Below are 22,396 nucleotides of genomic sequence, written 5' to 3'. Positions count from 1 at the left end.
ATCATGACTACCCAGCAGCTCCCCACCGTCTCCGCCGTCGCCGGCATGATCGACCACGCGATCCTCAAGCCCGAACTCACCCGCGCCGAGGTCGACGCCGCCCTCGACGACGCCGCCGCGAACCACGTCTTCAGCGTCTGCGTCCGCCCCTCCGACATCGCGCACGCCGTCGAGCGCCTCGAGGGCACCGGCGTGCTCGTCGGCACCGTCATCGGCTTCCCCCACGGCACGACCTCGACGGCCGCGAAGGCCGCCGAGTCGCGGCAGGCGATCGCCGACGGCGCCTCCGAGCTCGACATGGTCGTCAACATCGGCTGGCTGCGCAGCGGCATGACCGACGAGGTCGAGGCCGACGTGCGCGGCGTGGTCGAGGCGGCCGGCGACACGCTCGTCAAGGTCATCCTCGAGACGGCCCACCTCGACGACGACCAGATCGTCGCGGGTTCGAAGGCCGCCGAGCGCGCCGGGGCCGCCTTCGTCAAGACGTCCACCGGCTTCGCGGGTGGCGGGGCGACGCTCCCGCACCTGCGCCTCATGCGCGACGCCGTCTCCGACTCGGTGCAGGTCAAGGCCTCGGGCGGCGTGCGCGGCCTCGACACGGTGCTCGAGATGCTCGACCTCGGCGTCACGCGCTTCGGCACGAGCGCCAGCGGCACGATCCTCGCCGACCTGGCGCACCGCCTCGAGACGGGCCGCGCCTCGGGCGCGGGTGACGACACGACGTCGTACTGACCAGCCGAGGAGGCACGGGTCGCGTCGACGACCCGACCCGCGCCTCCTCGACATGGTGACGACCGTCGGGCCCACGGGGCCTCAGGCGGTCGGCAGCCCCAGGATCTCGCGCGTGCGGACCACGTCGGCCCGGATGTGCGCGATCAGGGCCTCGAGCCCGTCGAAGCGCACGTTGCCCCGTACCCAGTCGACGAAGTGGACGGTGACCTCGAGCCCGTAGAGGTCGAGTGAGACGTCGAGCAGGTGCGCCTCGACCTGCTTGGCCGGCACCCCCTCGAAGGTCGGGTTGTTGCCGACCGAGACCGCCGCCGGATAGAGCGTGTCGTCGACCACCACGCGAGCGGCGTAGACGCCGTCGGCCGGGACGAACCCCTCGCTGTCGCGGGCCAGGTTGGCCGTCGGGAAGCCGAGCTCTCGGCCGCGCTGTTCTCCGTGCACGACGATGCCGCGTACCGACGGCTCGCGCCCGAGCAGGACGCCGGCCTGGCGGACGTCACCGGCGTCCATCAGTTCACGGATCCAGGTCGAGGACGCCCGACGGCCACCGCTCGGTCGCACGTCGTCGATCGACACGACCCGGAACCCGCGGGAGGCACCGAGCTCGCGCAGGGTGTCGACGGTGCCGCTGCCGCGCACGCCGAAGCGGAAGTCGTCACCGACGAACACGACGCGGGCGTGCAGGGCCCCGACCAGGATGCGGTCGACGAACTCGTCGGGCGTCAGCGCCCGCAGCTCGGCGTCGAAGGTGAGCATGAGGGTGGCGGCGACCCCGGCCTCGTCGAGCAGCTCGCGCTTCTGCCGGTTGCTGACGAGGGCCGTCGGCACGTCGTCGGGTCGCAGGACCGCCAACGGGTGCCGGTCGAAGGTGACCACGGTGGACACGAGACCCTCGTCGCGCGCCACCCCCTCGAGCATGTCGATCACGGCGCGGTGGCCGACGTGGACTCCGTCGAACTTGCCGATGGTGACGGCGCTCGGCCCGAAGTCGGGCGGCACGTCGCCGACCAGGTCGTAGAACTGCACGCGCGCTACCTCGTCGTGCCCGGGTCGCGAGGAGACCCGCCGGCCCCCGCGCCCTCGGCACCGGTGCCACCCGCCGCCCGCGTCGCGCGCCCCTGCCGACGCAGCCACAGGATGCCGAGCACGGGCAGGACGAGCGGCACGAAGCCGTACCCGCGCCCGAAGAACGACCACACGGTGTCGTGCGGGAAGAGTTCGGGGTCGAGCACGGTCACGAGACCGATGATCAGGACGCCGACGAGCTCGAAGCTGATGGTCGCCCAGGCCACGGCGTACCAGCCCTGGCCGGGCGCGATCAGGGCCACGGTGGCGACGATGTAGACGACGGCCGACAACGCGCTCAAGGTGTAGGCCAGCGGCGCCTCGGAGAACTGGGTCGTGATCTGGAAGACCGACCGACCGGTGGCGGCGAGGGCGAGGAGGGCGTACACGGCGATGAGGACCCGGCCGAGGCCGACCGCGCGCGTTGACTTCTGAGTGACCATCCCGTCAAGGATAGGACTCCGGCGGGCCCGCCGCCGACCGGGTGCGTCAGAGGCCCTGGACGGTCCATATCTGGAACATGCGGTAGACCATCACGGCGATCGCGAACGACGAGGTGGCCAGCACGAGGTTGCTCCAGCGGGTGCGGTCGACGAGCGCCCAGACGGTCGCGAGCGGCGGCAGCAGGATGGCCGAGACGAGGTAGATGTAGAACTCGACGAGGTTGCCCGTCGGCGCGTTGCCGACGAACGGGGCCACGATCGCGACGACGAGCTGCACGAGGAGGAGCAGCAGCACGACGGCCCCGGTGCCGACGGTGATGTCGTCGGGCTGACGCTTCGCGAAACAGGCGACCACGCAGACGATTCCCGCCACGACGGCCACCACGACCTGTACCCAGGTGAACCACTCGATCATGCCTGCACCTCGTCGGTCGGGAAGTTCACGATGGGCTTCGCGGCGCCGGCCCGCACCGAGACCAGGCCCGCGAGCCTGCCCGTGGGCGTGACGGCGGCGACCGGCCCGGGGGTGTCGTCGAGATCGACGGCCACGCGCTTGCCGTGCCCGAGGTCGACGGCCTCGGCCGCGGTCATGGACCACTCCGGGAAGAGGGTCCGGGCGACGTCGACGGGAGGCAGCAGCGCCGGAGCGACGTCGATGCCCTCGAGGACGGAGGCGCGGGTCACGTCGAACGGCCCCACCCGCGTCCGACGCAGCGCGGTCAGGTGTCCCCCGACGCCGAGGTCGGCTCCGAGGTCGCGGGCCAGAGCCCGGACGTAGGTGCCGGACGAGCACGAGACCCGCACGTCGAGGTCGCGCACGGGCACCCCGTCGACGACGGCGTCGCGTCGGTCGAGCACGGTGAACTCGGTGATCGTCACGTCGCGGGCCTTCAGCTCGACCTCGACCCCGGCACGGGCGAGGTCGTAGGCGCGACGGCCGTCGACCTTGATCGCGCTCACCGTGGTGGGCACCTGGCTGATCGGCCCGGTCAGTCGTGTCACGCCGGCGTCGATCGCGTCGTCGGTGACGCCGCCGGCCGAGGTCGTCGAGACGACCTCGCCGTCGCTGTCGTCGCTGGTGGTCGAGACGCCGAGACGGATGGTGGCGTCGTAGCCCTTGTCGAGGCCGACCAGGAACGTCAGGAGGCGCGTCGACGAGTTCAGGCCGAGCACGAGCAGTCCCGTGGCCAGCGGGTCGAGCGTGCCGGCGTGGCCGACCTTGCGCGTGCCCGCGGCCTTGCGCACGCGCGAGACGACGTCGTGGCTGGTGATGCCCTGCGGCTTGTCGACGAGGAGGAGGCCGCTGTTCACCCGACGACGTTAGCGCAGCCGGACCGCGACGGGGCCGGGGACGCGCTCAGCACGCGTCGTCGAAGCGTCGACGAGGGTGCTCGCGGTCGGAGTTGTCCACGACGGCCGAGGCCTTGGCCCGGGCGTCGAGTCGCGAATCGTCGGCGGTGACCCAGACGCGGTAGTGCCACAGCCCCGCGAGGCCGGGGCGCGCGAGGTCGGTGCCGTCGACGAGCAGGACCGCGTCGGCCGGACCGGTGACCCAGGCGGACTCGACCGAACGGTCCGCGTCGGCGTCCCAGGCCCGCTCGACCCAGCCCGCACTGCCGCCGAGCCGGAACGGCTCGACCAGGACCCGGCGGAACAGGCTCTCGTCCAGCACGGGAGCGGAGTCGCGCGGCGCCGCGTCGGGACGTTTCTCGAAGCCGTCGAGCGAGGCGCGGAACGCCGCGTGCCCCAGCTCGCGGAAGGCCTCGAGGAGGTCGTCGGCGAGACCGGCCGCACCCGCGCCTCCGTCGCTGTCGATCGCGACGAGCACGCGGCCGCGCCCGTAGTTGTGGACGATCTCGGTCGCCAGTTCGCGCAGCGTGTCTTTCTTGGCAGGGGCCCATCGGGTGGTCATGTCGACACCGTACGCCCGACCGCCGACACCTCGCCGGGGAGGTCGAGGGCGAGCCGTAGGCTCCTACGGTGAGCATCTCCCCCGCCGTCAACGCCTGGTTCCGCGAGAACGGTCGCGACCTCCCGTGGCGGCGTCCCGGATTCACGGCCTGGGGCACGCTCGTCAGCGAGATCATGCTGCAGCAGACTCCCGTGGCCCGCGTCGTCCCGCGCCTCGAGCAATGGCTCGAACGCTGGCCGACGCCGGGCGACCTGGCGGCGTCGCCTGCCTCCGAGGCCGTGCGGGCCTGGGAGCGCCTCGGCTACCCGCGTCGGGCCCTCGCCCTGCACGCCGCCGCCGTGGCGATCACCGAGCGGCACGGCGGCGTCGTGCCCGAGGACGTCCCGTCTCTCCTGGCACTGCCCGGCATCGGCGACTACACCGCACGTGCCGTCGCGGTCTTCGCCTACGGCCACCGTCACCCGGTCGTCGACACGAACGTCCGCCGCGTCCTGGCCCGTGCCGTCGAGGGTCTCGCCGAACCGTGGGCACCCAAGGCCTCGCGCGACCTGCCCCTGATGGAGTCGCAGCTGCCCGACGACCTCGAGGAGGCGCGGGTCACGAACGCGGGCGTCATGGAGTTGGGTGCGCTGGTCTGCACGGCGCGGTCACCGAAGTGCGACGTCTGCCCGCTGGTCGAGCAGTGCGCGTGGGTGCTGGCGGGTCGTCCTGCGCATGCCGGGCCGCGCCTCCGGACGCAGGCCCGTTTCGAGGGGTCGGACCGCCAGGTGCGGGGGCTGATCATGGCCGAGTTGCGGGCCAGCGACGTGCCCGTCAGCTCGGCCGAGATCGAGACGGTCTGGACGGACGACGGGCAACGCGCGAGAGCCCTCGCCGGGTTGCTCCGTGACGGCCTGGCCACGGGGTCGCCCGACGAGGGCTATCGCCTGCCCGACTGAGGCGGGCGGGCGTCCGGAGGGACGCTGCGGTCAGCGGGTGGAGCCGTCGGGCTCGGTCGAGGCGCCTGCGGCCGGGGCCTCGAGCTCGTCGTCCATCGCCAGGTCGTCGTCGAGGTCGTCCTCGGCGTCGTCGAGGTCGTCGTCCGCGTCGAGGTCGCGCGGCTTGACGTACGGGTCGGCGTCGCCGGCGTACTCGGCCGACGAGGCCAGGGACTGGCTCTCGTGGTCGCGCTGACGGGCCTCTTGCAGCAGGCGGTCGATCGAGGCCGCGTTCTCGGGCAGGGCGTCGAGGATGAACTCGAGGCTCGGCGTGAGGCGTGCGGTGATGTTCTTGCCCACCTCGCTGCGCAGCATGCCGGTCGCCGACTTGAGGGCCGCACCCGTGTCACGACGCTCCTCGTCGGTGCCGTAGACCGTGTAGAAGACCGAGGCGTGCTGCAGGTCGCCGGTCACCTTGACGTCGGTGATCGTGACGAACCCGAGGCGGGGGTCCTTGATGCCGCGCTCGAGACGCCGAGCGATGATCTCGTGGATGCGGTCGGCCATCTTGCGGGCGCGTTGCGCGTCAACCATTGTTCACTCCTGTTCGTGCTGCTCGCCGCCGTGGCGAGAGGGGTGAGGCCCCGCCCCGACCGTAGTCGGAGCGGGGCCTCGTGTACTGCGATGACGCCGGGTCAGCCCCGGGGCTTCTCGACCATCTCGATGGTCTCGATCTCGTCGCCGATCTGGATGTCGTTGAACTTGCCGAGACCGATGCCGGCCTCGAAGTCCGTCCGCACCTCGGTGACGTCGTCCTTGAAGCGACGCAGCGAGTCGATCGCCAGGTTGTCGCCGACGACGACGCCCTCGCGGATGACGCGGGCGCGAGCGTTGCGGGTGATCGTTCCCGACCGCACGATGACACCGGCGATGTTGCCGACCTTCGACGAGCGGAAGATCTCGCGGATCTCGGCGACACCGGACTGCTTCTCCTCGAACTCGGGCTTGAGCATGCCCTTGAGCGAGTTCTCGATGTCCTCGAGCGCCGCGTAGATGACCGAGTAGAAGCGCACGTCGACACCCTCGCGAGCAGCACGCTCACGAGCCTTCGTGTCGGGACGCACGTTGAACCCGATGATGACCGCGTTGTCGACCGTCGCCAGGTTGACGTCGCTCTCGGTGACCGCACCCACACCGCGGTGGATGATGCGCAGCTGCACGCTGTCGTCCACCTCGATCTTGAGCAAGGACTCTTCGAGCGCCTCGACGGCACCGGACACGTCACCCTTGATGATGATGTTGAGAGCCTCGACCTTGCCCTCTTCGAGAGCACGGGTGAAGTCCTCGAGCGAGATGCGCTTGCGGGCCTTGGCCAGCGACGCGTTGCGCTCGACGGCCTCTCGCTTCTCGGCGATCTGACGAGCCGTGCGGTCCTCCTCGGTGACGAGGAAGGTGTCACCGGCTCGGGGGACGCTCGACAGACCCTGGACCAGCACGGGCCGGCTCGGGTAGGCCTCGTCGACCGAGTCGCCGTTCTCGTCGACCATGGCGCGGACGCGTCCGTACGCCGTGCCGGCGACGATGGCGTCACCGACGCGCAGCGTGCCGGACTGGATCAGCACCGTCGCGACGGCACCGCGGCCCTTGTCGAGGCGGGCCTCGATGGCGACACCGCGGGCGTCCTTGTCGGGGTTGGCACGCAGGTCGAGACCGGCGTCGGCCGTGAGCAGGACGGCCTCGAGGAGGGCGTCGATGTTCTTGTTGTCACGGGCCGACACGTCGACGAACATGACGTCTCCGCCGTACTCCTCGGCGACGAGGCCGTACTCGGTGAGCTGCTGACGCACCTTCGCCGGGTTCGCACCCTCTTTGTCGATCTTGTTGACCGCGACCACGATCGGCACGCCGGCCGCCTGGGCGTGGTTCAGCGCCTCGACCGTCTGCGGCATGATGCCGTCGTCGGCCGCGACCACGAGGATCGCGATGTCGGTCACCTGGGCACCACGAGCACGCATGGCGGTGAACGCCTCGTGACCAGGGGTGTCGATGAAAGTGATGGCGCGCTCGACGCCCTCGTGCGGAGCCCACACCTGGTAGGCGCCGATGTGCTGCGTGATGCCACCGGCTTCGCCGGCGACCACGTTGGCGTTGCGGATCGCGTCGAGGAGACGCGTCTTGCCGTGGTCGACGTGACCCATGACGGTGACGACGGGAGGACGGATCTGCAGGACGGACTCGTCTTCGTCTTCGAGCTCCTGCTCGAGGTCGATGTCGAAGCCCTCGAGCAGCTCTTTGTCCTCGTCCTCGGGCGAGACGACCTGGATGTTGTAGCCGAGCTCCTCGCCGAGGACCTGGAAGGTCGCCTCGTCGAGCGACTCGGTCGCCGTCGCCATCTCACCGAGGTGGAAGAGGACGGTCACCAGGTTGCCGGGGCTCGCGTCGATCTTGTCGGCGAAGTCGCTGATCGACGCACCGCGACGGAGACGGACGATGGTGCTGCCGTCGCCACGGGGGACGCTGACGCCACCCAGCGACGGAGCCGAACGCATCTCGAACTCGGCCCTCTTCGTCCGCTTCGACTTGCGAGCCTTGCTCTTGCCGCCACCGCGACCGAACGCACCGGCCGTACCGCCACCGGGGCCACGGCCGCGACCACCACCACCGGAGGGACGGGGTCCGCTGAAGCCGGGACGGAAACCGCCGGCCGCGCCGGGAGCACCGGCACCGGGACGCTGGAAGCCACCACCGGCACCGCCGGGACGACCTGCGCCGCCACCGGCGGGACGCTGACCGAAGCCGTTGGGACGGGGGCCTGCACCCACGCCGGGACGCGGGGCGCCCGGACGGGGAGCACCGGGACGCGGGGCCATCGGGCGGGGGCCTGCGGCGCCACCGGGGCGCGGCATGCTGCTGGCCGCACCGGAGCCGCCGGGACGAGGCGCGCTGGGGCGTCCCATGCCCTGGTTGCTGGCGAAGGGGTTGTTGCCGGGACGCGGGGCACCGGGGCGGGGGCCGCCGGGCTTGGGACCGGCGGCGCCGGGCTTCGCGGCGTCGTCGGCCGGAGCCGCCGCGCCGTCCTTGGCGGCTGACGCCGCTGCGGCGCGCTGCGCCTCGGCCTGGGCCTGTCGCTCGGCGACCGTCAGCGGGGCGACAGGCGCGGGCGCCGCGTCGACGTCGGGCTCGGCCGCCGCCACGGGGGCGGGCGTCGGCTCGGCGACGGGGGGCTTGGGAGCAGCCGGACGAGGGCCGCCGGGCTTGGGTGCCGAGCTCGCGGGCTGCGCGGCGGCACCGGTCGAAGGAGCCTTGGCAACGGGGGTCGCAGGCTTCGCGGCACCGGCGAAGGCCTGGCGCAGCTTGCGGGCGACGGGAGGCTCGACGCTGGACGACGGTCCCTTGACGAACTCGCCCATCTCTTTGAGCTTCTCTAGTGCGGTCTTGCTGTCGATCCCCAGCTCGCTGGCGATCTCGTGTACGCGTGGTTTAGCCACAGTTCTCCTGTCTCGGGCCCTTCCCGAGACGGGAAGAGCCTTCAGTTCTGGACGGGTCTCATTTCGAGCCGCTCATTGGTGGTTGCTCATTAGTTGTCCATGTGCCGTTCAGCCTGTTCTGTCGTGGCGATGGGTCGTGACGTGGTGATCCGCGTGAGGTGGTCGCGGAGCTCGTCGACGTCGGGTTCGGAGTCGAGGCGGAGTGCACGGCGGAAAGCCCTGCGCTTCACTGCCGACTCGAACGCGTCGATCGACGGCGTCAACCACGCACCCCGCCCGGGAAGGGTCGCGGTCGGATCGACCACGAGACGTCCGTTTCGGGCGACGACCCGCACGAGTGCGGATCGTGGAGCGCGCGCTCGAGTACCGATGCACGTTCTGACGGGTTCCACCCTACCCCCTCGGGTCGTCGGACGGGAGACGCCGACGGCGAACGGCGTGGTGCGCCGGTCGTCCTCGGTGTCTCGAAGCGATCAGTCGTCTTCGAGGATGCTGTCCGGCTGGATGTCGATCCGCGCGCCCGTCAGCTTCGCGGCGAGGCGGGCGTTCTGACCCTCTTTGCCGATCGCGAGCGACAGCTGGTAGTCGGGCACGAGAGCCCGCACGGCCTTGGTGGACGCGTCGATCACGAAGGCCGACGAGACCTTGGCCGGCGACAGCGCGCTGGCGACGAAGGTCGGCAGGTCGCTCGAGTAGTCGACGATGTCGATCTTCTCGTCATTGAGCTCGGTGGTGACGGCCCGGACGCGCTGCCCCATCTCGCCGATGCAGGCCCCCTTGGCGTTGACGCCGGGCTCGGTCGCGCGGACGGCCATCTTGGTGCGGTGACCGGCCTCGCGAGCCAGCGAGACGATCTCGACGACACCGCTGGCGATCTCGGGCACCTCGAGGGCGAAGAGCTTGCGCACGAGCGACGGGTGGGTGCGCGAGACCGTGATCTGCGGCCCCTTCGTGCCCTTGCTGACGCCCGTGACGTACACGCGGATGCGCGACCCGTGGGCGTACTTCTCACCCGGCACCTGCTCTTCGGGCGGCAGGATCGCCTCGACCGTGCCGAGGTCGACGTGGATCATGCGCGGGTTCGGCCCCTGCTGGATCACGCCGGCGACGATGTCGCCCTCACGGCCCTTGAACTGGCCGAGCACCTTGTCGTCGCCGATGTCGCGCAGGCGCTGGTTGATGACCTGCTTGGCCGCGAAGGCGGCGATCCGGCCGAAGTCGCTGGGGCTGTCGACGGACTCGCCGACGACCTCGCCCTCGTCGTCGCGTTCGATGGCGAAGACCGAGACGTGTCCGGTCTTGCGGTCGAGTTCGACGCGAGCAGCCGGGATGCGGCTCTCGGGCTGGTTCGTGTGCTTGAGGTAGGCCGTCAGGATGGCCTGCTCGATGATGCGCACGAGTTCGTCGAAGGGGATTTCACGCTCGCGCTCCATGAGACGCAGCACGCTCAGGTCGATGTCCACTGAGGGCCTCCACTATTCAGATCTGCAGGCTGCACGCACGATGGCGCGCACAGCATGGCTCTACGGTACCCGAGAGCGGGGTGCCCGGCGGACCGTTCGCCGGGGTCGGCACCGCGCCTCCTCGGGGTCGTCCCGACCGGGACGAGGAGGCGCGGTGCCGGCGCTCAGGACGCCCGCGGGGCCGTGAGGCTCGCGACGGCCTCGGCCACGGGGACCGGGGTGCGCTCACCCGTGCGGCGGTCCCAGAGTTCGACGACGCCCTCGCCGGCCGAGCGGCCGACGACGACGATCTGCGGCACGCCGAGCAGTTCGGCGTCGCCGAACTTGACGCCGGGCGAGACCTTGGGACGGTCGTCGTAGAGGACGTCGAGACGGTGGGCCTCGAGGTCGGCGGTGAGCTTCTCGGCGACCTCGTAGACCACGGGGTCCTTGCCCGTCGCCACGACGTGCACGTCGAAGGGAGCGACGTTCGCCGGCCAGATCAGGCCCTTGGCGTCGTTGTTCGCCTCGGCGATCACCGCGAGGATGCGCGTGACGCCGATGCCGTACGACCCCATCGTGACCGTGACCTGCTTGCCGTTCTCGTCGAGCACCTTGAGGCCGAGCGCCTCGGCGTACTTGCGACCGAGCTGGAAGACGTGGCCGATCTCCATGCCGCGGGCGGTCTCGATGGGGCCGGAGCCGTCGGGAGCGGGGTCGCCCTCGCGGACCTGAGCGGCCTCGATGGTGCCGTCGGCGGTGAAGTCGCGACCCATGACCAGGTCGGCGACGTGCACGCCCTTCTCGTTCGCCCCGGTGACCCAGGCCGATCCCTCGACCACGCGGGGGTCGACGAAGTAGCGGATGCCGGAGTCGGACTCGCCACCGAGCACCTGGGGGCCGAGGTATCCGCGGACCAGGACGGGGTTCTTCACGAAGTCGGCGTCGCCGGCGGCCTCGACCTCGGCCGGCGCGAAGGCGACCTCGAGCCGCTTCATGTCGACCTCGCGGTCACCGGGCAGGCCGACGACGACGAGTTCGCGGGTTCCGTCGAGATGACTGAGCGCGACGACGACGTTCTTCAGGGTGTCGGCGGCCGTCCAGGGCCCGGAGTCGCGCGCCTCGTCTTCGTTGAGCTGCGCGACCAGCGAGTCGATGGTCGGCGTGTCGGCCGGTGCCAGGCGGCGGGCGGGGGCGAGACCCGCGAGCGGGACCGTGTCGGGGACGATCGTCGTGAAGGCCTCGACGTTCGCGGTGTAGCCGCCGGCCGAGCGGACGAACGTGTCCTCGCCGATGACGGTCGGGTGCAGGAACTCCTCGCTCCGCGAACCGCCCATGGCCCCGGCGTCCGCCTTGACGATGACGTACTCGAGGCCGAGACGGGTGAAGATGCGCTCGTAGGCGTCGCGCTGCTTCTGGTAGCTCTCGTCGAGCCCGGCGTCGGATGCGTCGAACGAGTAGGCGTCCTTCATGGTGAACTCGCGGCCACGCAGCAGGCCGGCCCGGGGCCGCGCTTCGTCGCGGTACTTGTCCTGGATCTGGAACAGCGTCAGGGGAAGGTCCTTGTACGACGAGTAGAGGTCTTTCACCAGCAGGGTGAAGGCCTCCTCGTGCGTGGGGGCCAGCAGGTAGTCGGCGTCCTTGCGGTCCTTCAGCCGGAACATGCCGTCGCCGTACTCGGTCCAGCGGCCGGTGGCCTCGTAGGGCTCACGCGGCAGCAAGGCGGGGAAGTGCACCTCTTGGGCACCGGCCGCCTGCATCTCGTCGCGGATGACCGCCTCGATCCTGGCCTTGACGCGCAGGCCGAGCGGCAGCCAGGCGAAGACGCCCGGCGCCTGACGTCGGATGTACCCGGCGCGGACGAGGAGGCGGTGGCTGGTCACCTCGGCGTCGGAGGGGTCTTCTCGGAGGGTGCGGACGAAGAGCTGGGAGAGACGTGTGGACACCCGTCCAGCTTAGGGGCGCGCCCAGCTCACCACGGCTTGCCGTCGTAGTCGCCCGGGTTCTGCTCGTAGTAGCGGTCGCGGTCGGTGTCTTGTTGTTGCTGCTGCTGGCTCTCCTCGCCCTGCTGCTGCAGCTGGTCGAGGGGGTCGTCGGACTCGGCCTGGCCCTTGCCTTCGCCGGGCTCGTCTCCCCCGGCACCGGGATCGCTGCCGTCGTCGCCGCCGGGCTGCTGCTCGTCGCCCTGGCCCCCCTGGGCCTGCTGCCCCTTCTCGTCGAGGCGTTGCTGGGCGTCGTCGAGCGGCTGGGACGTGTCGGGCTGTCGGGGGTCGTCCGGCGGCTGGAAACAGCCCTCGGGCGCCTCGTCGACGGTCTTCTGACCCAGTTCGTACAGCGCCTCGGCGTCGGCGTAGCGCAGTTCGAGCAGGGCCGCGTCGCCCTGCGCCTCGATCGTCAACACCAGGTTGACCCGGATGACGCACGAGATCGTCGCGTCGTCGGGGGCGAGGTCGAGCGCCGTGACGAACTCTTGCCGTGCCACGTCGAGCACGCCGATCTGTGCGTAGGCGGTGCCCCGGTCGAAGTGGTGCACCCACGGCTCGACCACGTTGGCGACGCCGAGCGGCTCGGACAGGGAGGCGCTGCGTTCGAACTCCTGATCGCCGTACGACCACTGCGTCAGGGCGGCGAACGTGGGCAGGCTGAGCAGCTTGAGCGCGACGAGCAGGACCACGAGGACGACCGGGGCCGACCAGAGCAGCAGCCGACGCCGGAGGCGCTTGCGGTACTGCTCGACGGTGGGCCCGGCCTCGGCCTCGTGGGCGCGGCGGATCTCGTCGACGGGCGGTGGGACGAGGGTGTCGGTCACGGGCGTGCTCCCCCCTCGGGTCGGGCGGCGTCGACGGCCGACGCAGCCGCACGGTCACGCCCGCGGCCCGGCCCACGCTCGTCGCGGAGGGCTCGTGTCGGCCGGACCTCGCCCAGGGCCCTGGCCACGAGGGCGACGTCGATCAACAGCAGGAGGAACGCCGGGATCGCGGCGAGCCAGTAGAGGTCGATCAGGCTGTCGGCTCGTCCCTCGTCGGAGGCGACGGCCCCGTCGCGGGCGTCGGCGACGGCAGCGTCCACGGACGTGTCGGCCGTGCGGTGAACGTACGGCACGCCGAGTTGATCGGCGATGCGCCGCAGGGCGTCCTCGTCGATCCTCGAGACGGCGTCGGGATCACCGGCCTGCGTGCGGTCCTCGATGTACTCCTCGGTCGAGTACTCGTCGCCGTAGCCGTCGAAGACGCGCATCTTGCCTCCCTGCTCGGTGCCGTAGCCGAAGACGGCACCGCCGTCGACGTCGCCGGCCGAGGCCGCGAAGCTCTCGGGCTCGGTGCCGCTGGTCTGCTCGCCGTCGCCGAGGTAGTAGACGACGTTGGCCCGCTCCGGGGCGCTCTGCCGAGCCTCGGTCAGCCGCTCGGCCAGCAGGTCGTTCGCCTCGCTCACGGAACTGCCGCTCGAGTAGTAGGTGACCTCTTGGTTCATGGCGTCCGCGGCGGCCACCACGGCGGAGGCGTCGTCGGTCAGCGGCGTCCGCAGGACGGCCGTGCTGTCGAAGGACAGCAACGAGAACCGTGCGCCCGCCAGCTGCGAGGTCACCTCGGCGATGTCGGACCGCACCCCGTCGAGACGACGCTGGCCGTCACCCCAGTCCTCGGCCGCGATGCTCGAGGTCGTGTCGACCACGAAGAAGACGTTGAGCTGGGCGACCGACGCCTGGGCCGATCCACCGGGCAGGCTCGGTCGTACCGCGACGACGAGCAACAGCGCGACGATCACGAGACGTCGCACCCAGGTGAGCAGGGCCCGCCGCCGGCCCCGCTCGGCCACCACGCGCCAGCCGGTGAACCCGAGCAGGGCGACGGCGGCCACGCCGAGGAGCCACCAGGGCAGCACGGGCTGGAAGACCAGCGCGCCCGCGATCACAGCCGCACCCGCCAGAGCATCACGAGCCCGCCCATCGCGACGAGCAAGGCGGCGATCGCCAGAGCCTGCGGGTGGTCGGTCACCACGAGTCGTCGAGCCCCCGTGAACAGCCCCGCCTCGCGGGCGTCGATCTCGTCGACGATCTGCGGCACGGTCGTCGAATCGTCGAGGGCGTAGTAGCCACCGTCGGTCGACTCGGCCGCGGTGCGCAGTTCGGCGGCGACCTGGTCGGCCACGGCGTCCGTGGCGTGGTCGGCGGGGTTCACGGCGTACACCCGGACGTCGCGCTCGGCCGCCAGGTCGGCAGCCTCGGTGAGCGTGAGCAGGGCCTTGCCGTTGACGTAGTTGTCGGTGGCGAGCACGACCGACTTGGGTCGTGTGCTGTCGTCGTCGCCGAAGCCGAGGACGCACGAGGCCAGGCCGTCCCCGATCAACGAGGCGCCGTCACCGAGGTCGGTGCCCGTCCAGTAGCGGGTCCCGTTCTCGCCCATGGTGTCGAACGAGTCGCGGTACTGCTCGAGTTGCGTGCGGACGAAGTCGTAGTCGTCGGTGAGCGGGAACGCCTGCACGGCCGAACTGTCGAAGAGGTAGAGCCCGATGCGTTCGCCGTCGAGCCCCTGCGAGAGGGTCGAGAACGTGTCGACGATCTGGGAGTCGACCTCGGTCATGGAGCCCGACACGTCGAGGCAGAGCATGATGTCGCGCTTGTACGACTGGGGTTCGACGACGTCGGTGCTCGAGACCCGGGCGGCGAGCAGGACGCTGATGCCGGTCAGGGCCACCATGGCGACGAGCACGACCGCGAGGGCGGCACGGTAGCGCCGGACGACACGCTGGTAGGCGGGCAGGGCGGTCAGTCGCTCGCCGTGCGCGACCGGGACGCCGAGACGACGGAGGCGCGCCCTGTCTCGGCGCCTCCAGCGCACGTAGAGCCACGCCGCCACCGCCACGACCGCCAGGGCGACCAGCGGCAACCACCAGAAGATCAGCCCCATGACGCCACCACGTCTCTCGCGGTGGCGACGGCACGGGCGGGGTCGCCGGGCTCTTCGAGCCGGAAGGCCGGCGGGTAGTACTGCTCGACCGCCCCCGCGAGCCGGGGCAGGTTCGACTCGCGCAGGTCGGCGAGGGTCATCACGTGCGTGTCGACGCCGTTCGTCTCGTGCGCGAAGAACCGCAACAGCAGGCTGAGCCGGGAGTGCACCCCGCGGTCGTTCAGCCGCCCCGAACTCGCGGCCGTCTCGACCTCGTCGATGAGGGCGAGGTACTTCGCCTTGGTGTCGGCGAGGGCGGCCGGTCGGGACGCCGCCTGGGCCGCTCGCCGGGCCGGGGGAAGTCGCCGTGCCGAGAAGCGGAACACGAAGACGTACCAGGCGACCACGAGGGCCAGCCCGACCAGGCCGAGCACGAGCCAGAGCACCCAGAGCGGGTACTGGTAGGGCCCGAAGAAGTCGTCAGCGCCCGACACGACGGTGCTTCTCGATCAGGGCGAAGAGGCCCGGCACGACCTCGGCCTGGCTACCGAGTCGCTGGCTGCTGATGCCGAGGGCGAGGAGCTCGCGCTCGGTGTCGCCCACGCGTCGGACGGACGAGTCGTCGAACTCGCGTCGGAGCTGCGCGTTCTCCCGGAGGTAGGCCGGCAGCCCGGACATCTCTCGGACGTCGAAGACCTCGCCGCCATGCCCCGTTCGCGTCATCAGGTCGGCGTCTCCGATCGTCAGCCAGACCACCTCGTGCTGGGCGCGCAGACGGCGGAGCAATCGTGTGATGCGCTCGTCGATCGCGACGTCGTCGGTGACCACCAACAGCATCGAGCGACGCCGGATGCCTCGCGCGACCCACTCGAGCACCGAGGCCAGGTCGCTCGTCGGGGCGTCGAGGTCGACCCGTCGGTCGACCTGACGCAGGAGGGTCTCGAGGTGGGCCTCGGTCGCGCCGGCCGGGTGCGCGCGGGTCCCCGACGAGTCACCCGCCACCAGGGACACGACGTCGCCGTGCTTGGCGGCGATGTAGGCGAGGGCGCCCGCCGCCATCAGCGCGATGTCTTTCTTGGACTCGCCGCTCGTGGCCGTCGCCGCCATGTTGCGACCGGTGTCCATCACCAGGACGAGGTTCTGCCGCCGGCTCGCGATGTACCGCTTGACCAACGGCTCGCCGTGACGGGCCGTGGCCTTCCAGTCGATGTCCTTCACCTCGTCGCCCGGGACGTACGCCCTGAGGTCGTCGAAGTCGTGGCTGCGCCCGTGGTGCACCGAGGCGTATCCGCCCTCGAGCAGGTCGATGGTGCGTCGGTGGGCGAAGAGCCCCATCTTCGTGCGCACGCGCAGCAGCAGGCTGGCCACCGGGGTCAGGGGGTCTGGACGGCGCCGAACACGGCGTCGATGATCGTCTCGGGCGCGACCTCGTCGGCCGTGGCCTCGTAGTTGAGGATCATGCGATGGCGCAGCACGGAGTGCCGCAGGTGCTTGACGTCTTCGGGGATGACGTAGTCGCGACCGTGCAGCAGGGCGAGGGCACGGGCCGCCTGCATGAAGGCGATGCTCGCCCGCGGGCTGGCACCGAACTCGACGTAGTCGGCGAGGGTGGCCGGGATGTACTGCTGCGGGTGCCGGGTGACGTAGATGAGCTGCACGATGTAGTTGACGATCGACGCGTCGACGTAGACGCGCTTGGCCAGGTCTTGCAGGTAGACGACGTCGGCCAGGCCGACGCCGGTCGAGGGTGACGCGGCCTCGTCGTAGACGCCGCTCTCGATCCGCCGGATGATCTCTGCCTCTTCGGCCGGGGTCGGATAGTCGAGGATCTCTTTCAACAGGAAGCGGTCGAGCTGCGCCTCGGGCAACTGGTAGGTGCCCTCTTGCTCGATCGGGTTCTGCGTGGCCAGGACGAGGAAGGGCGAGGGCAGCCGGTACACCGTGCCACCGATGGTGGTCTGCCGCTCTTGCATCGCCTCGAGCATGGCGCTCTGGGTCTTGGCGCTCGACCGGTTGATCTCGTCGAGCAGGACGAAGTTCGAGTGGACGGGCCCGAGCTGGGTGACGAACGTGGACTTCTGGGCGTCGTAGATCTGCGTGCCCGTGATGTCGCTCGGCAGCAGGTCGGGCGTGCACTGGATGCGCCGGAAACTGGCGTCGATCGACTGCGCGATGGTCTGGGCGGCGGTCGTCTTGGCAAGCCCCGGGACGCTCTCGAGCAGGACGTGCCCGCCGGTGATCAGGGCGACGAGCAGGGTGTCACGGAGGGCGGTCTGACCCACGACCTTGCGGCCGAACGCCTGCGACACGGCCCCGACGATCTGCCGGGCCCGCTCGAGCTCGGCGGGCGTCACGGGGGCCGAGGCCGGCGGCGGGGTCTGGCTGGCGGTGGCGGTGTCGGTCACGCGCCCCACTGTAAACCAGTACCCCGACAGCGCCGTTGCCCACGGCCGCCGTGCCTCACCGCCGCAGCGCGCGCCTCGCCAGCCAGTTACCGAGGAACTGGACGAGCTGCACCAGCACGATGATGAGCAGGACCGCGGCCCACGTGACGACCGGGTCGAACTGCCGGTAGCCGTAGAGCAGGGCGAAGTTGCCGAGCCCGCCGCCGCCGATGTACCCGGCCACCGCCGACATGTCGACCAGTGCGACGAAGATGAACGTGTACCCGAGGACGAGCGGTCCGAGCGCCTCGGGCAGCAGCACCGTTCCGATGATGCGGGCCGGGCCGGCCCCCGCGGCTCGTGCGGCCTCGATGACGCCCGGCTGCACGGTGAGCAGGTTCTGCTCGACGATGCGCGAGATCGCGAACGACGCGGCGAGCGACAGGGTGAAGATGATGGCCGGGTTGCCGCTGCCCGAACCGATGACGAACCTCGCCAACGGCTGGGCCGCGGCCAAGAAGATGATGAACGGGATCGGTCGGAAGACGTTGACGACCACGTTCAGCACACCGTAGACGACGCGGTTCGCGAACAACGCCCCGCCCCGCGTCAGGTAGAGCGCCAGGCCGAGCACGAGCCCGCCGATGCCGCCGAAGAGCAGCGTCAGGGCGACGATGTAGACGGTCTCGACGGCGGCTTGCCACAGCATCGGCTGCAGTTCGATCAGGGAGTCCATGTCAGCGTCCTTCCGTGGGTGCGGCCGAGGCCGTCGGCGAGGGGGGCAGTTCGGTCGCGTTGTCGCCCAACTCGGCGACGGCCGCCCGGACGGCCGCGTCGTCACCGGTCACGGCGAGGGTCAGGGTGCCGAAGGTGCGCCCCTGGATGTCGTTCACGCCCCCGAAGACGATCTCGAACGAGAGGCCGTGACGGGCGAGCAGCGCGAAGACGTCGCGCTGGTCGACGCCGCCCTCGGCGATGCGCACCGACACGAGAGTGCCGTCGTGCCGGGCCCGCAACGCCTCGAGCTCGTCGCCGTGCGGCGTGCCCGCGATGACGGTCGAGACGAACCGTTTGGTCGACGCCTGCTGCGGGTCGGAGAACACCTCGAAGGTGGGGCCGGTCTCGACGACGCGTCCGGAGTCCATCACGGCCACCCGGTCGGCGATCGACTTGATGACGTCCATCTCGTGGGTGATCACGACGATGGTGATTCCGAGCTCGGCGTTGACGCGCTTGAGTAGCGCGAGCACCTCGCTCGTCGTCTCGGGGTCGAGGGCACTCGTCGCCTCGTCGGCGAGCAGGATGCGGGGGTTCGTCGCGAGCGCGCGGGCGATGCCGACGCGCTGCTTCTGCCCACCCGAGAGCTGGTCCGGCCGCGCGTGGGCCTTGTCACCGAGGCCGACGAAGTGCAGCAGGTCGCTGATCCGCCGTTGGTGCTCGGACTTCGGCACGCCCGCCGCCTTGAGCGGGAACTCGACGTTGCCCCAGACCGTCTTCGACGAGAAGAGGTTGAACTGCTGGAAGATCATGCCGATGCCGGCCCGGACCCCCCGCAGGTCACGCTCACGCAGGCCCGTGATCTCACGACCGTCGACGCGGATGCTCCCGCTCGTCGTGGGCTCGAGGGCGTTGACCAGGCGTACCAGGGTGCTCTTCCCCGCGCCCGAGTAGCCGATGATGCCGAAGATCTCGCCCTCGGCGATCTCGAGGCTGACGCCGTCGACCGCGGTCAGCGGTGGGGCGCCCTTCTCGCGGGGCGGGTAGGTCTTGACGACGTCGGTCAGGGTGATGGCGGGCACGCGTTCTCCTCGGCACGGGCGGAGGCCCGGACCGCGAGCGGGTGCCTGCGCGCGGTCCGGGCCGGGGGTTGCGACCTGGTGGGGTCAGCCGTTCTGCTCGACGAGCTTCTCGGTCTCGGTCAGCGACTTCTCGAGGTCGCCCACGGGGATCTTCGTGATGATCGCCGTGCCGCCCGAGTTGTCGACGACGCCGTCGGTGACGGCCTTGGTGTCCTGGTAGATCTGGACGAGCTTCTGGTAGGTGGCGTTGTCCTTGTCCTCGGCGCGGGCGGCGAAGACGTTGGCGTAGGGCACCGACGAGGGGTCCTCGGGGTCGTCCTGGGCGATGACGTCGTCGGTCGACAGGCCGGCCTTGGTCGCGAAGTCGTTGTTGATGATCGCACCGGCGTAGTCGGGCAGCGACGTGGCGGCGAGGTCGGCGCTCACCGTGGCGACCTTGACCTTCGACTTCGACTCGTCGACGTCGTTGACGCCCGAGAAGATCGTCCCGCCGTCCTTCAGCGAGATCAGGCCGTTCGACTGCAGCACGAGCAGGGCGCGGGCCAGGTTGCTCGAGTCGTCGGGGATCGCGATGGTGTCGCCCTGCTGGAAGTCGCTCAGCTCGGTGTACTTCGACGAGTACAGCGGCAGAGGGTAGATCGCCGTCGAACCGATCGGCACGATGTCGTTGCCCGAGGCCACGTCGTACTGCGCGAGGTAGACGATGTGCTGGAACTGGTTCAGGTCGATCTCGCCGTCGGCGAGGGCCGGGTTCGGCTGCTCGTAGTCCGAGTAGTCCACGAGGTCGACCGTGATGCCCTCGTCGGCCGCGGCCTGGACGAAGTCGGCCCAGTACGGGTCGCTCGCGCCGACGACACCGATGCGGACGGTCTCGTCGTCGCCACCGCCACGGCTGACTCCGATCGCGATGCCGACGGCGGCGAGCACGACAACGACCGCGACGATGATGGCGATCAGTCGACCGGGGCCCTTCTTGGGGGCGTCGATCAGGGGGGCGCTGCTGGTCATGGGTTCCTCTCGGGGCGCTGCGGGAGCACCGCTCGGGGGTGGGCCGAGGCTGTCGCGGTGCGCCCTCCATGCTGGCCGACGCCCCGGGGCGCGTCACATCGGGGCGTCACACGACGACACACGGTCAGGGCGGCCCCGGGCAGGGACGCGACCCCAGGCAGGAGGCGCGGTGCGAGGATTCTCGCACCGCGCCTCCTGAAGGGGTCGCGTCGCCCGCGGGGCATGCCGGATCAGACGGTGACGACCTCGGGCGAGCCGAGCTCGCCGGGGGGCATCTCGGCGGCGAGGCGGTTGGCCTCGTCGATGAGCGTCTGGACGATCTCGGACTCGGGGACGGTCTTGATGACCTCGCCCTTGACGAAGATCTGCCCCTTGCCGTTGCCGGACGCGACGCCGAGGTCGGCCTCGCGGGCCTCGCCCGGGCCGTTGACGACACAGCCCATGACGGCGACGCGCAGAGGGACGGTCATGCCCTCGAGCCCGTCGGTGACGTCGTTGGCGAGCTTGTACACGTCCACCTGAGCGCGGCCGCAGCTGGGGCAGCTGACGATCTCGAGCTTGCGCTCGCGCAGGTTGAGCGACTGCAGGATCTGCAGACCGACCTTGACCTCTTGGGCGGGCGGGGCACTGAGGCTGACGCGGATGGTGTCGCCGATGCCCTCGCTCAGCAGGATGCCGAACGCCGTGGCCGACTTGATCGTGCCCTGGAACTCGGGACCGGCCTCGGTGACGCCGAGGTGCAGCGGCCAGTCACCGCGCTCGGCGAGCTGACGGTAGGCCTTGACCATGACGATCGGGTCGTTGTGCTTGACCGAGATCTTGAAGTCGTGGAAGTCGTGCTCTTCGAACAGCGAGGCCTCCCACACGGCGGACTCGACGAGCGCCTCGGGCGTCGCCTTGCCGTACTTCTGCAGGATGCTGGGCTCGAGCGAGCCGGCGTTGACGCCGATGCGGATGGAGACGCCCGCGGCCTTCGCCGCGGCGGCGATCTTGCCCACCTGGTCGTCGAACTTGCGGATGTTGCCGGGGTTGACCCGGACGGCCGCGCAGCCGGCGTCGATAGCCTGGTAGACGTAGTTGGGCTGGAAGTGGATGTCGGCGATTACCGGGATCTGGCTCTTCTTCGCGATGATCGGAAGGGCCTCGGCGTCGTCACGGCTCGGCACGGCCACGCGCACGATGTCGCAGCCGCTGGCCGTGAGCTCGGCGATCTGCTGCAGGGTGGCGTTGATGTTGGGGGTCGGAGTCGTGGTCATCGACTGCACGCTGACGGGGGCGTCGCCACCCACGAGCACCTTGCCGACCTTGATCTGCCGCGTCTTGCGACGCGGGGCGAGGACTTCGGGGACCTTCGGCATTCCGAGATTGACTGCTGGCACGGTGTCATCGTAAACCTCGGCGCTGGACGCCGCGTGACGGGCGGGTGACCGTCCGGTCACGCGACGTCCGTGACCTGACGTCAGCCGAAGAGATCGATCGGGTTCACGATGTCGGCATAGGTCAACAGAACCGTCATGCCGCCGAGGAGGATGACGATCGCGAAGGTGACGGGGATGGCCTTGGCCGTGTCGACGGGGCCCGGGTCGGGTCGGCGGAAGAGCTTGGCGAAGCCGCGGCGGATCGCCTCGATCAAGGCGCCGGCCACGTGTCCGCCGTCGAGCGGCATCAGCGGCACCAGGTTGAACACGAACAGCGCGACGTTGAGGCTCGCGAGCAGACCGACGAGGGTGCTGATGCGGTCGACCACCGGGATGGTGTCGAGGCTCGCGATCTCGCCCGCCATGCGCCCGACCCCGACGACGCTGACCGGGCCGTTCGGGTCGCGCTCGGCCCCGCCGAAGGCGGCCTGCGCCACCCCGACGAGACGCTGGGGCAGCGTGACGATGACGCCGACCACGTGTGCGATGTTGTCGCCCACGGCCGGCAGCACGGCCGTCACGGGTTCACGCACCTTCTCGTAGGCGAAGCCGATGCCGACGAAGCCGACCTCTTGCGTCTGCGAGCTGCCGTCGGGGTTCGTCGCGACGGCCCCGCTCGACGTGGTCACGTACCGCTCGGACAGGGCCGGCGTCACCTGGAGCGTGCGCTCGGTGCCGTCGCGGTCGACCACGACGGCCAGGGTCTCGCCGGGAGAACGCTGCAGGATGCCCGTGATCTGGTCGCCGTCGGAGACGGTCGTGCCGTCGATCGACACGATGCGGTCGCCGTTCAGCATGCCCGCGGCGTAGGCGGGAGCCTCGGGTGCGTCGGACGGGCAGCTCGTCTCGGTCGACCCGGCGGGCAGGACGCAGGTGCTGACGCTGCCGACCGTGTTGCTCGCCTG

At 70.6% G+C, this 22,396-nt stretch carries 23 protein-coding genes; 2 read left to right on the top strand and 21 right to left on the bottom strand.

The genetic code is table 11. From position 1 onward, the window contains the following. Positions 1 to 3 precede the first annotated feature (3 nt). On the top strand, positions 4 to 732 hold the full coding sequence (gene deoC / locus SZ60_RS11680) for a deoxyribose-phosphate aldolase (protein WP_043596128.1): 729 nt from the start codon (positions 4 to 6) through the stop codon (positions 730 to 732). A gap of 81 nt (positions 733 to 813) precedes the next feature. On the opposite strand, the gene SZ60_RS11675 is transcribed toward deoC, so the two are convergent. From SZ60_RS11675 to SZ60_RS11655, 5 genes are read right to left on the bottom strand one after another with little or no spacing between them, the layout of a single operon-like run. Then, entirely contained in the window at positions 814 to 1,755 is a 942-nt protein-coding gene (locus tag SZ60_RS11675; protein WP_043596126.1) for a bifunctional riboflavin kinase/FAD synthetase, read from the bottom strand. A 5-nt stretch (positions 1,756 to 1,760) separates the two neighbouring features. Continuing rightward, positions 1,761 to 2,237, bottom strand: coding sequence for a hypothetical protein (locus SZ60_RS11670; RefSeq protein WP_071253863.1), 477 nt, complete (start codon positions 2,235 to 2,237; stop codon positions 1,761 to 1,763). Positions 2,238 to 2,283: 46 nt separating this feature from the next. After that, the gene (locus tag SZ60_RS11665) at positions 2,284 to 2,652 is read right to left on the bottom strand and encodes a hypothetical protein (protein WP_043596125.1); all 369 of its coding nucleotides are present in this window, start codon (positions 2,650 to 2,652) and stop codon (positions 2,284 to 2,286) included. Then, a complete protein-coding gene (truB, locus tag SZ60_RS11660; protein WP_043596124.1) occupies positions 2,649 to 3,548 on the bottom strand; it encodes a tRNA pseudouridine(55) synthase TruB in 900 nt (299 codons plus the stop codon). The genes SZ60_RS11665 and truB overlap by 4 nt, the downstream gene beginning before the upstream one ends. A gap of 46 nt (positions 3,549 to 3,594) precedes the next feature. Further along, entirely contained in the window at positions 3,595 to 4,149 is a 555-nt protein-coding gene (locus SZ60_RS11655) for a hypothetical protein (protein ID WP_052505358.1), read from the bottom strand. Positions 4,150 to 4,217: 68 nt separating this feature from the next. Here SZ60_RS11655 and SZ60_RS11650 point away from each other — a divergent pair, with 68 nt between their 5' ends. Continuing rightward, positions 4,218 to 5,087, top strand: coding sequence for an A/G-specific adenine glycosylase (locus SZ60_RS11650; RefSeq protein WP_043596122.1), 870 nt, complete (start codon positions 4,218 to 4,220; stop codon positions 5,085 to 5,087). A gap of 30 nt (positions 5,088 to 5,117) precedes the next feature. On the opposite strand, the gene rbfA is transcribed toward SZ60_RS11650, so the two are convergent. The 16 genes from rbfA to SZ60_RS11570 all read right to left on the bottom strand — a co-directional run. Next, positions 5,118 to 5,660: a 30S ribosome-binding factor RbfA gene (gene rbfA / locus SZ60_RS11645; protein ID WP_043596121.1), complete on the bottom strand. Its 543-nt coding sequence runs from the start codon at positions 5,658 to 5,660 to the stop codon at positions 5,118 to 5,120. A gap of 101 nt (positions 5,661 to 5,761) precedes the next feature. Continuing rightward, positions 5,762 to 8,554: a translation initiation factor IF-2 gene (gene infB, locus SZ60_RS11640; protein ID WP_043596120.1), complete on the bottom strand. Its 2,793-nt coding sequence runs from the start codon at positions 8,552 to 8,554 to the stop codon at positions 5,762 to 5,764. An 89-nt stretch (positions 8,555 to 8,643) separates the two neighbouring features. Then, positions 8,644 to 8,946: a YlxR family protein gene (locus SZ60_RS11635; RefSeq protein ID WP_043596118.1), complete on the bottom strand. Its 303-nt coding sequence runs from the start codon at positions 8,944 to 8,946 to the stop codon at positions 8,644 to 8,646. A gap of 81 nt (positions 8,947 to 9,027) precedes the next feature. Further along, positions 9,028 to 10,017, bottom strand: coding sequence for a transcription termination factor NusA (gene nusA / locus SZ60_RS11630; RefSeq protein ID WP_043596117.1), 990 nt, complete (start codon positions 10,015 to 10,017; stop codon positions 9,028 to 9,030). 164 nt (positions 10,018 to 10,181) lie between these two features. After that, a complete protein-coding gene (locus tag SZ60_RS11625) occupies positions 10,182 to 11,942 on the bottom strand; it encodes a proline--tRNA ligase (RefSeq protein ID WP_043596115.1) in 1,761 nt (586 codons plus the stop codon). A 26-nt stretch (positions 11,943 to 11,968) separates the two neighbouring features. After that, on the bottom strand, positions 11,969 to 12,805 hold the full coding sequence (locus SZ60_RS16590) for a hypothetical protein (RefSeq protein WP_052505357.1): 837 nt from the start codon (positions 12,803 to 12,805) through the stop codon (positions 11,969 to 11,971). Next, entirely contained in the window at positions 12,802 to 13,908 is a 1,107-nt protein-coding gene (locus SZ60_RS11615; protein ID WP_052505356.1) for a VWA domain-containing protein, read from the bottom strand. Before SZ60_RS11615 ends, SZ60_RS16590 begins: the two co-directional genes overlap by 4 nt. Further along, positions 13,905 to 14,903: a VWA domain-containing protein gene (locus SZ60_RS11610; RefSeq protein ID WP_043596114.1), complete on the bottom strand. Its 999-nt coding sequence runs from the start codon at positions 14,901 to 14,903 to the stop codon at positions 13,905 to 13,907. The genes SZ60_RS11615 and SZ60_RS11610 overlap by 4 nt, the downstream gene beginning before the upstream one ends. After that, positions 14,894 to 15,376, bottom strand: a complete 483-nt coding sequence (locus SZ60_RS11605; RefSeq protein WP_043596112.1) for a hypothetical protein — start codon at positions 15,374 to 15,376, stop codon at positions 14,894 to 14,896. The genes SZ60_RS11610 and SZ60_RS11605 overlap by 10 nt, the downstream gene beginning before the upstream one ends. Beyond that, positions 15,363 to 16,250: a DUF58 domain-containing protein gene (locus SZ60_RS11600; RefSeq protein WP_043596111.1), complete on the bottom strand. Its 888-nt coding sequence runs from the start codon at positions 16,248 to 16,250 to the stop codon at positions 15,363 to 15,365. Before SZ60_RS11600 ends, SZ60_RS11605 begins: the two co-directional genes overlap by 14 nt. 5 nt (positions 16,251 to 16,255) lie before the next feature. Beyond that, positions 16,256 to 17,287: a MoxR family ATPase gene (locus SZ60_RS11595; RefSeq protein WP_082060094.1), complete on the bottom strand. Its 1,032-nt coding sequence runs from the start codon at positions 17,285 to 17,287 to the stop codon at positions 16,256 to 16,258. Positions 17,288 to 17,342: 55 nt separating this feature from the next. Continuing rightward, positions 17,343 to 18,002, bottom strand: coding sequence for a methionine ABC transporter permease (locus tag SZ60_RS11590; protein WP_043596109.1), 660 nt, complete (start codon positions 18,000 to 18,002; stop codon positions 17,343 to 17,345). A 1-nt stretch (position 18,003) separates the two neighbouring features. Beyond that, positions 18,004 to 19,065, bottom strand: coding sequence for a methionine ABC transporter ATP-binding protein (locus tag SZ60_RS11585; RefSeq protein ID WP_043596107.1), 1,062 nt, complete (start codon positions 19,063 to 19,065; stop codon positions 18,004 to 18,006). Between the two features lie 84 nt (positions 19,066 to 19,149). Beyond that, a complete protein-coding gene (locus SZ60_RS11580) occupies positions 19,150 to 20,073 on the bottom strand; it encodes a MetQ/NlpA family ABC transporter substrate-binding protein (protein WP_043596106.1) in 924 nt (307 codons plus the stop codon). A gap of 230 nt (positions 20,074 to 20,303) precedes the next feature. Next, the gene (ispG, locus tag SZ60_RS11575; RefSeq protein ID WP_171007237.1) at positions 20,304 to 21,452 is read right to left on the bottom strand and encodes a flavodoxin-dependent (E)-4-hydroxy-3-methylbut-2-enyl-diphosphate synthase; all 1,149 of its coding nucleotides are present in this window, start codon (positions 21,450 to 21,452) and stop codon (positions 20,304 to 20,306) included. 80 nt (positions 21,453 to 21,532) lie between these two features. Continuing rightward, on the bottom strand, positions 21,533 to 22,396 hold an 864-nt coding region (locus tag SZ60_RS11570), incomplete at its 5' end, for a M50 family metallopeptidase (RefSeq protein ID WP_043596102.1).

This window comes from Frigoribacterium sp. MEB024 (assembly GCF_000878135.1).
Taxonomy (GTDB): Bacteria; Actinomycetota; Actinomycetes; order Actinomycetales; family Microbacteriaceae; genus Frigoribacterium.
Note: the sequence above shows the minus strand (reverse complement) of the source record. Positions and strands in the feature narration are given on the sequence as shown.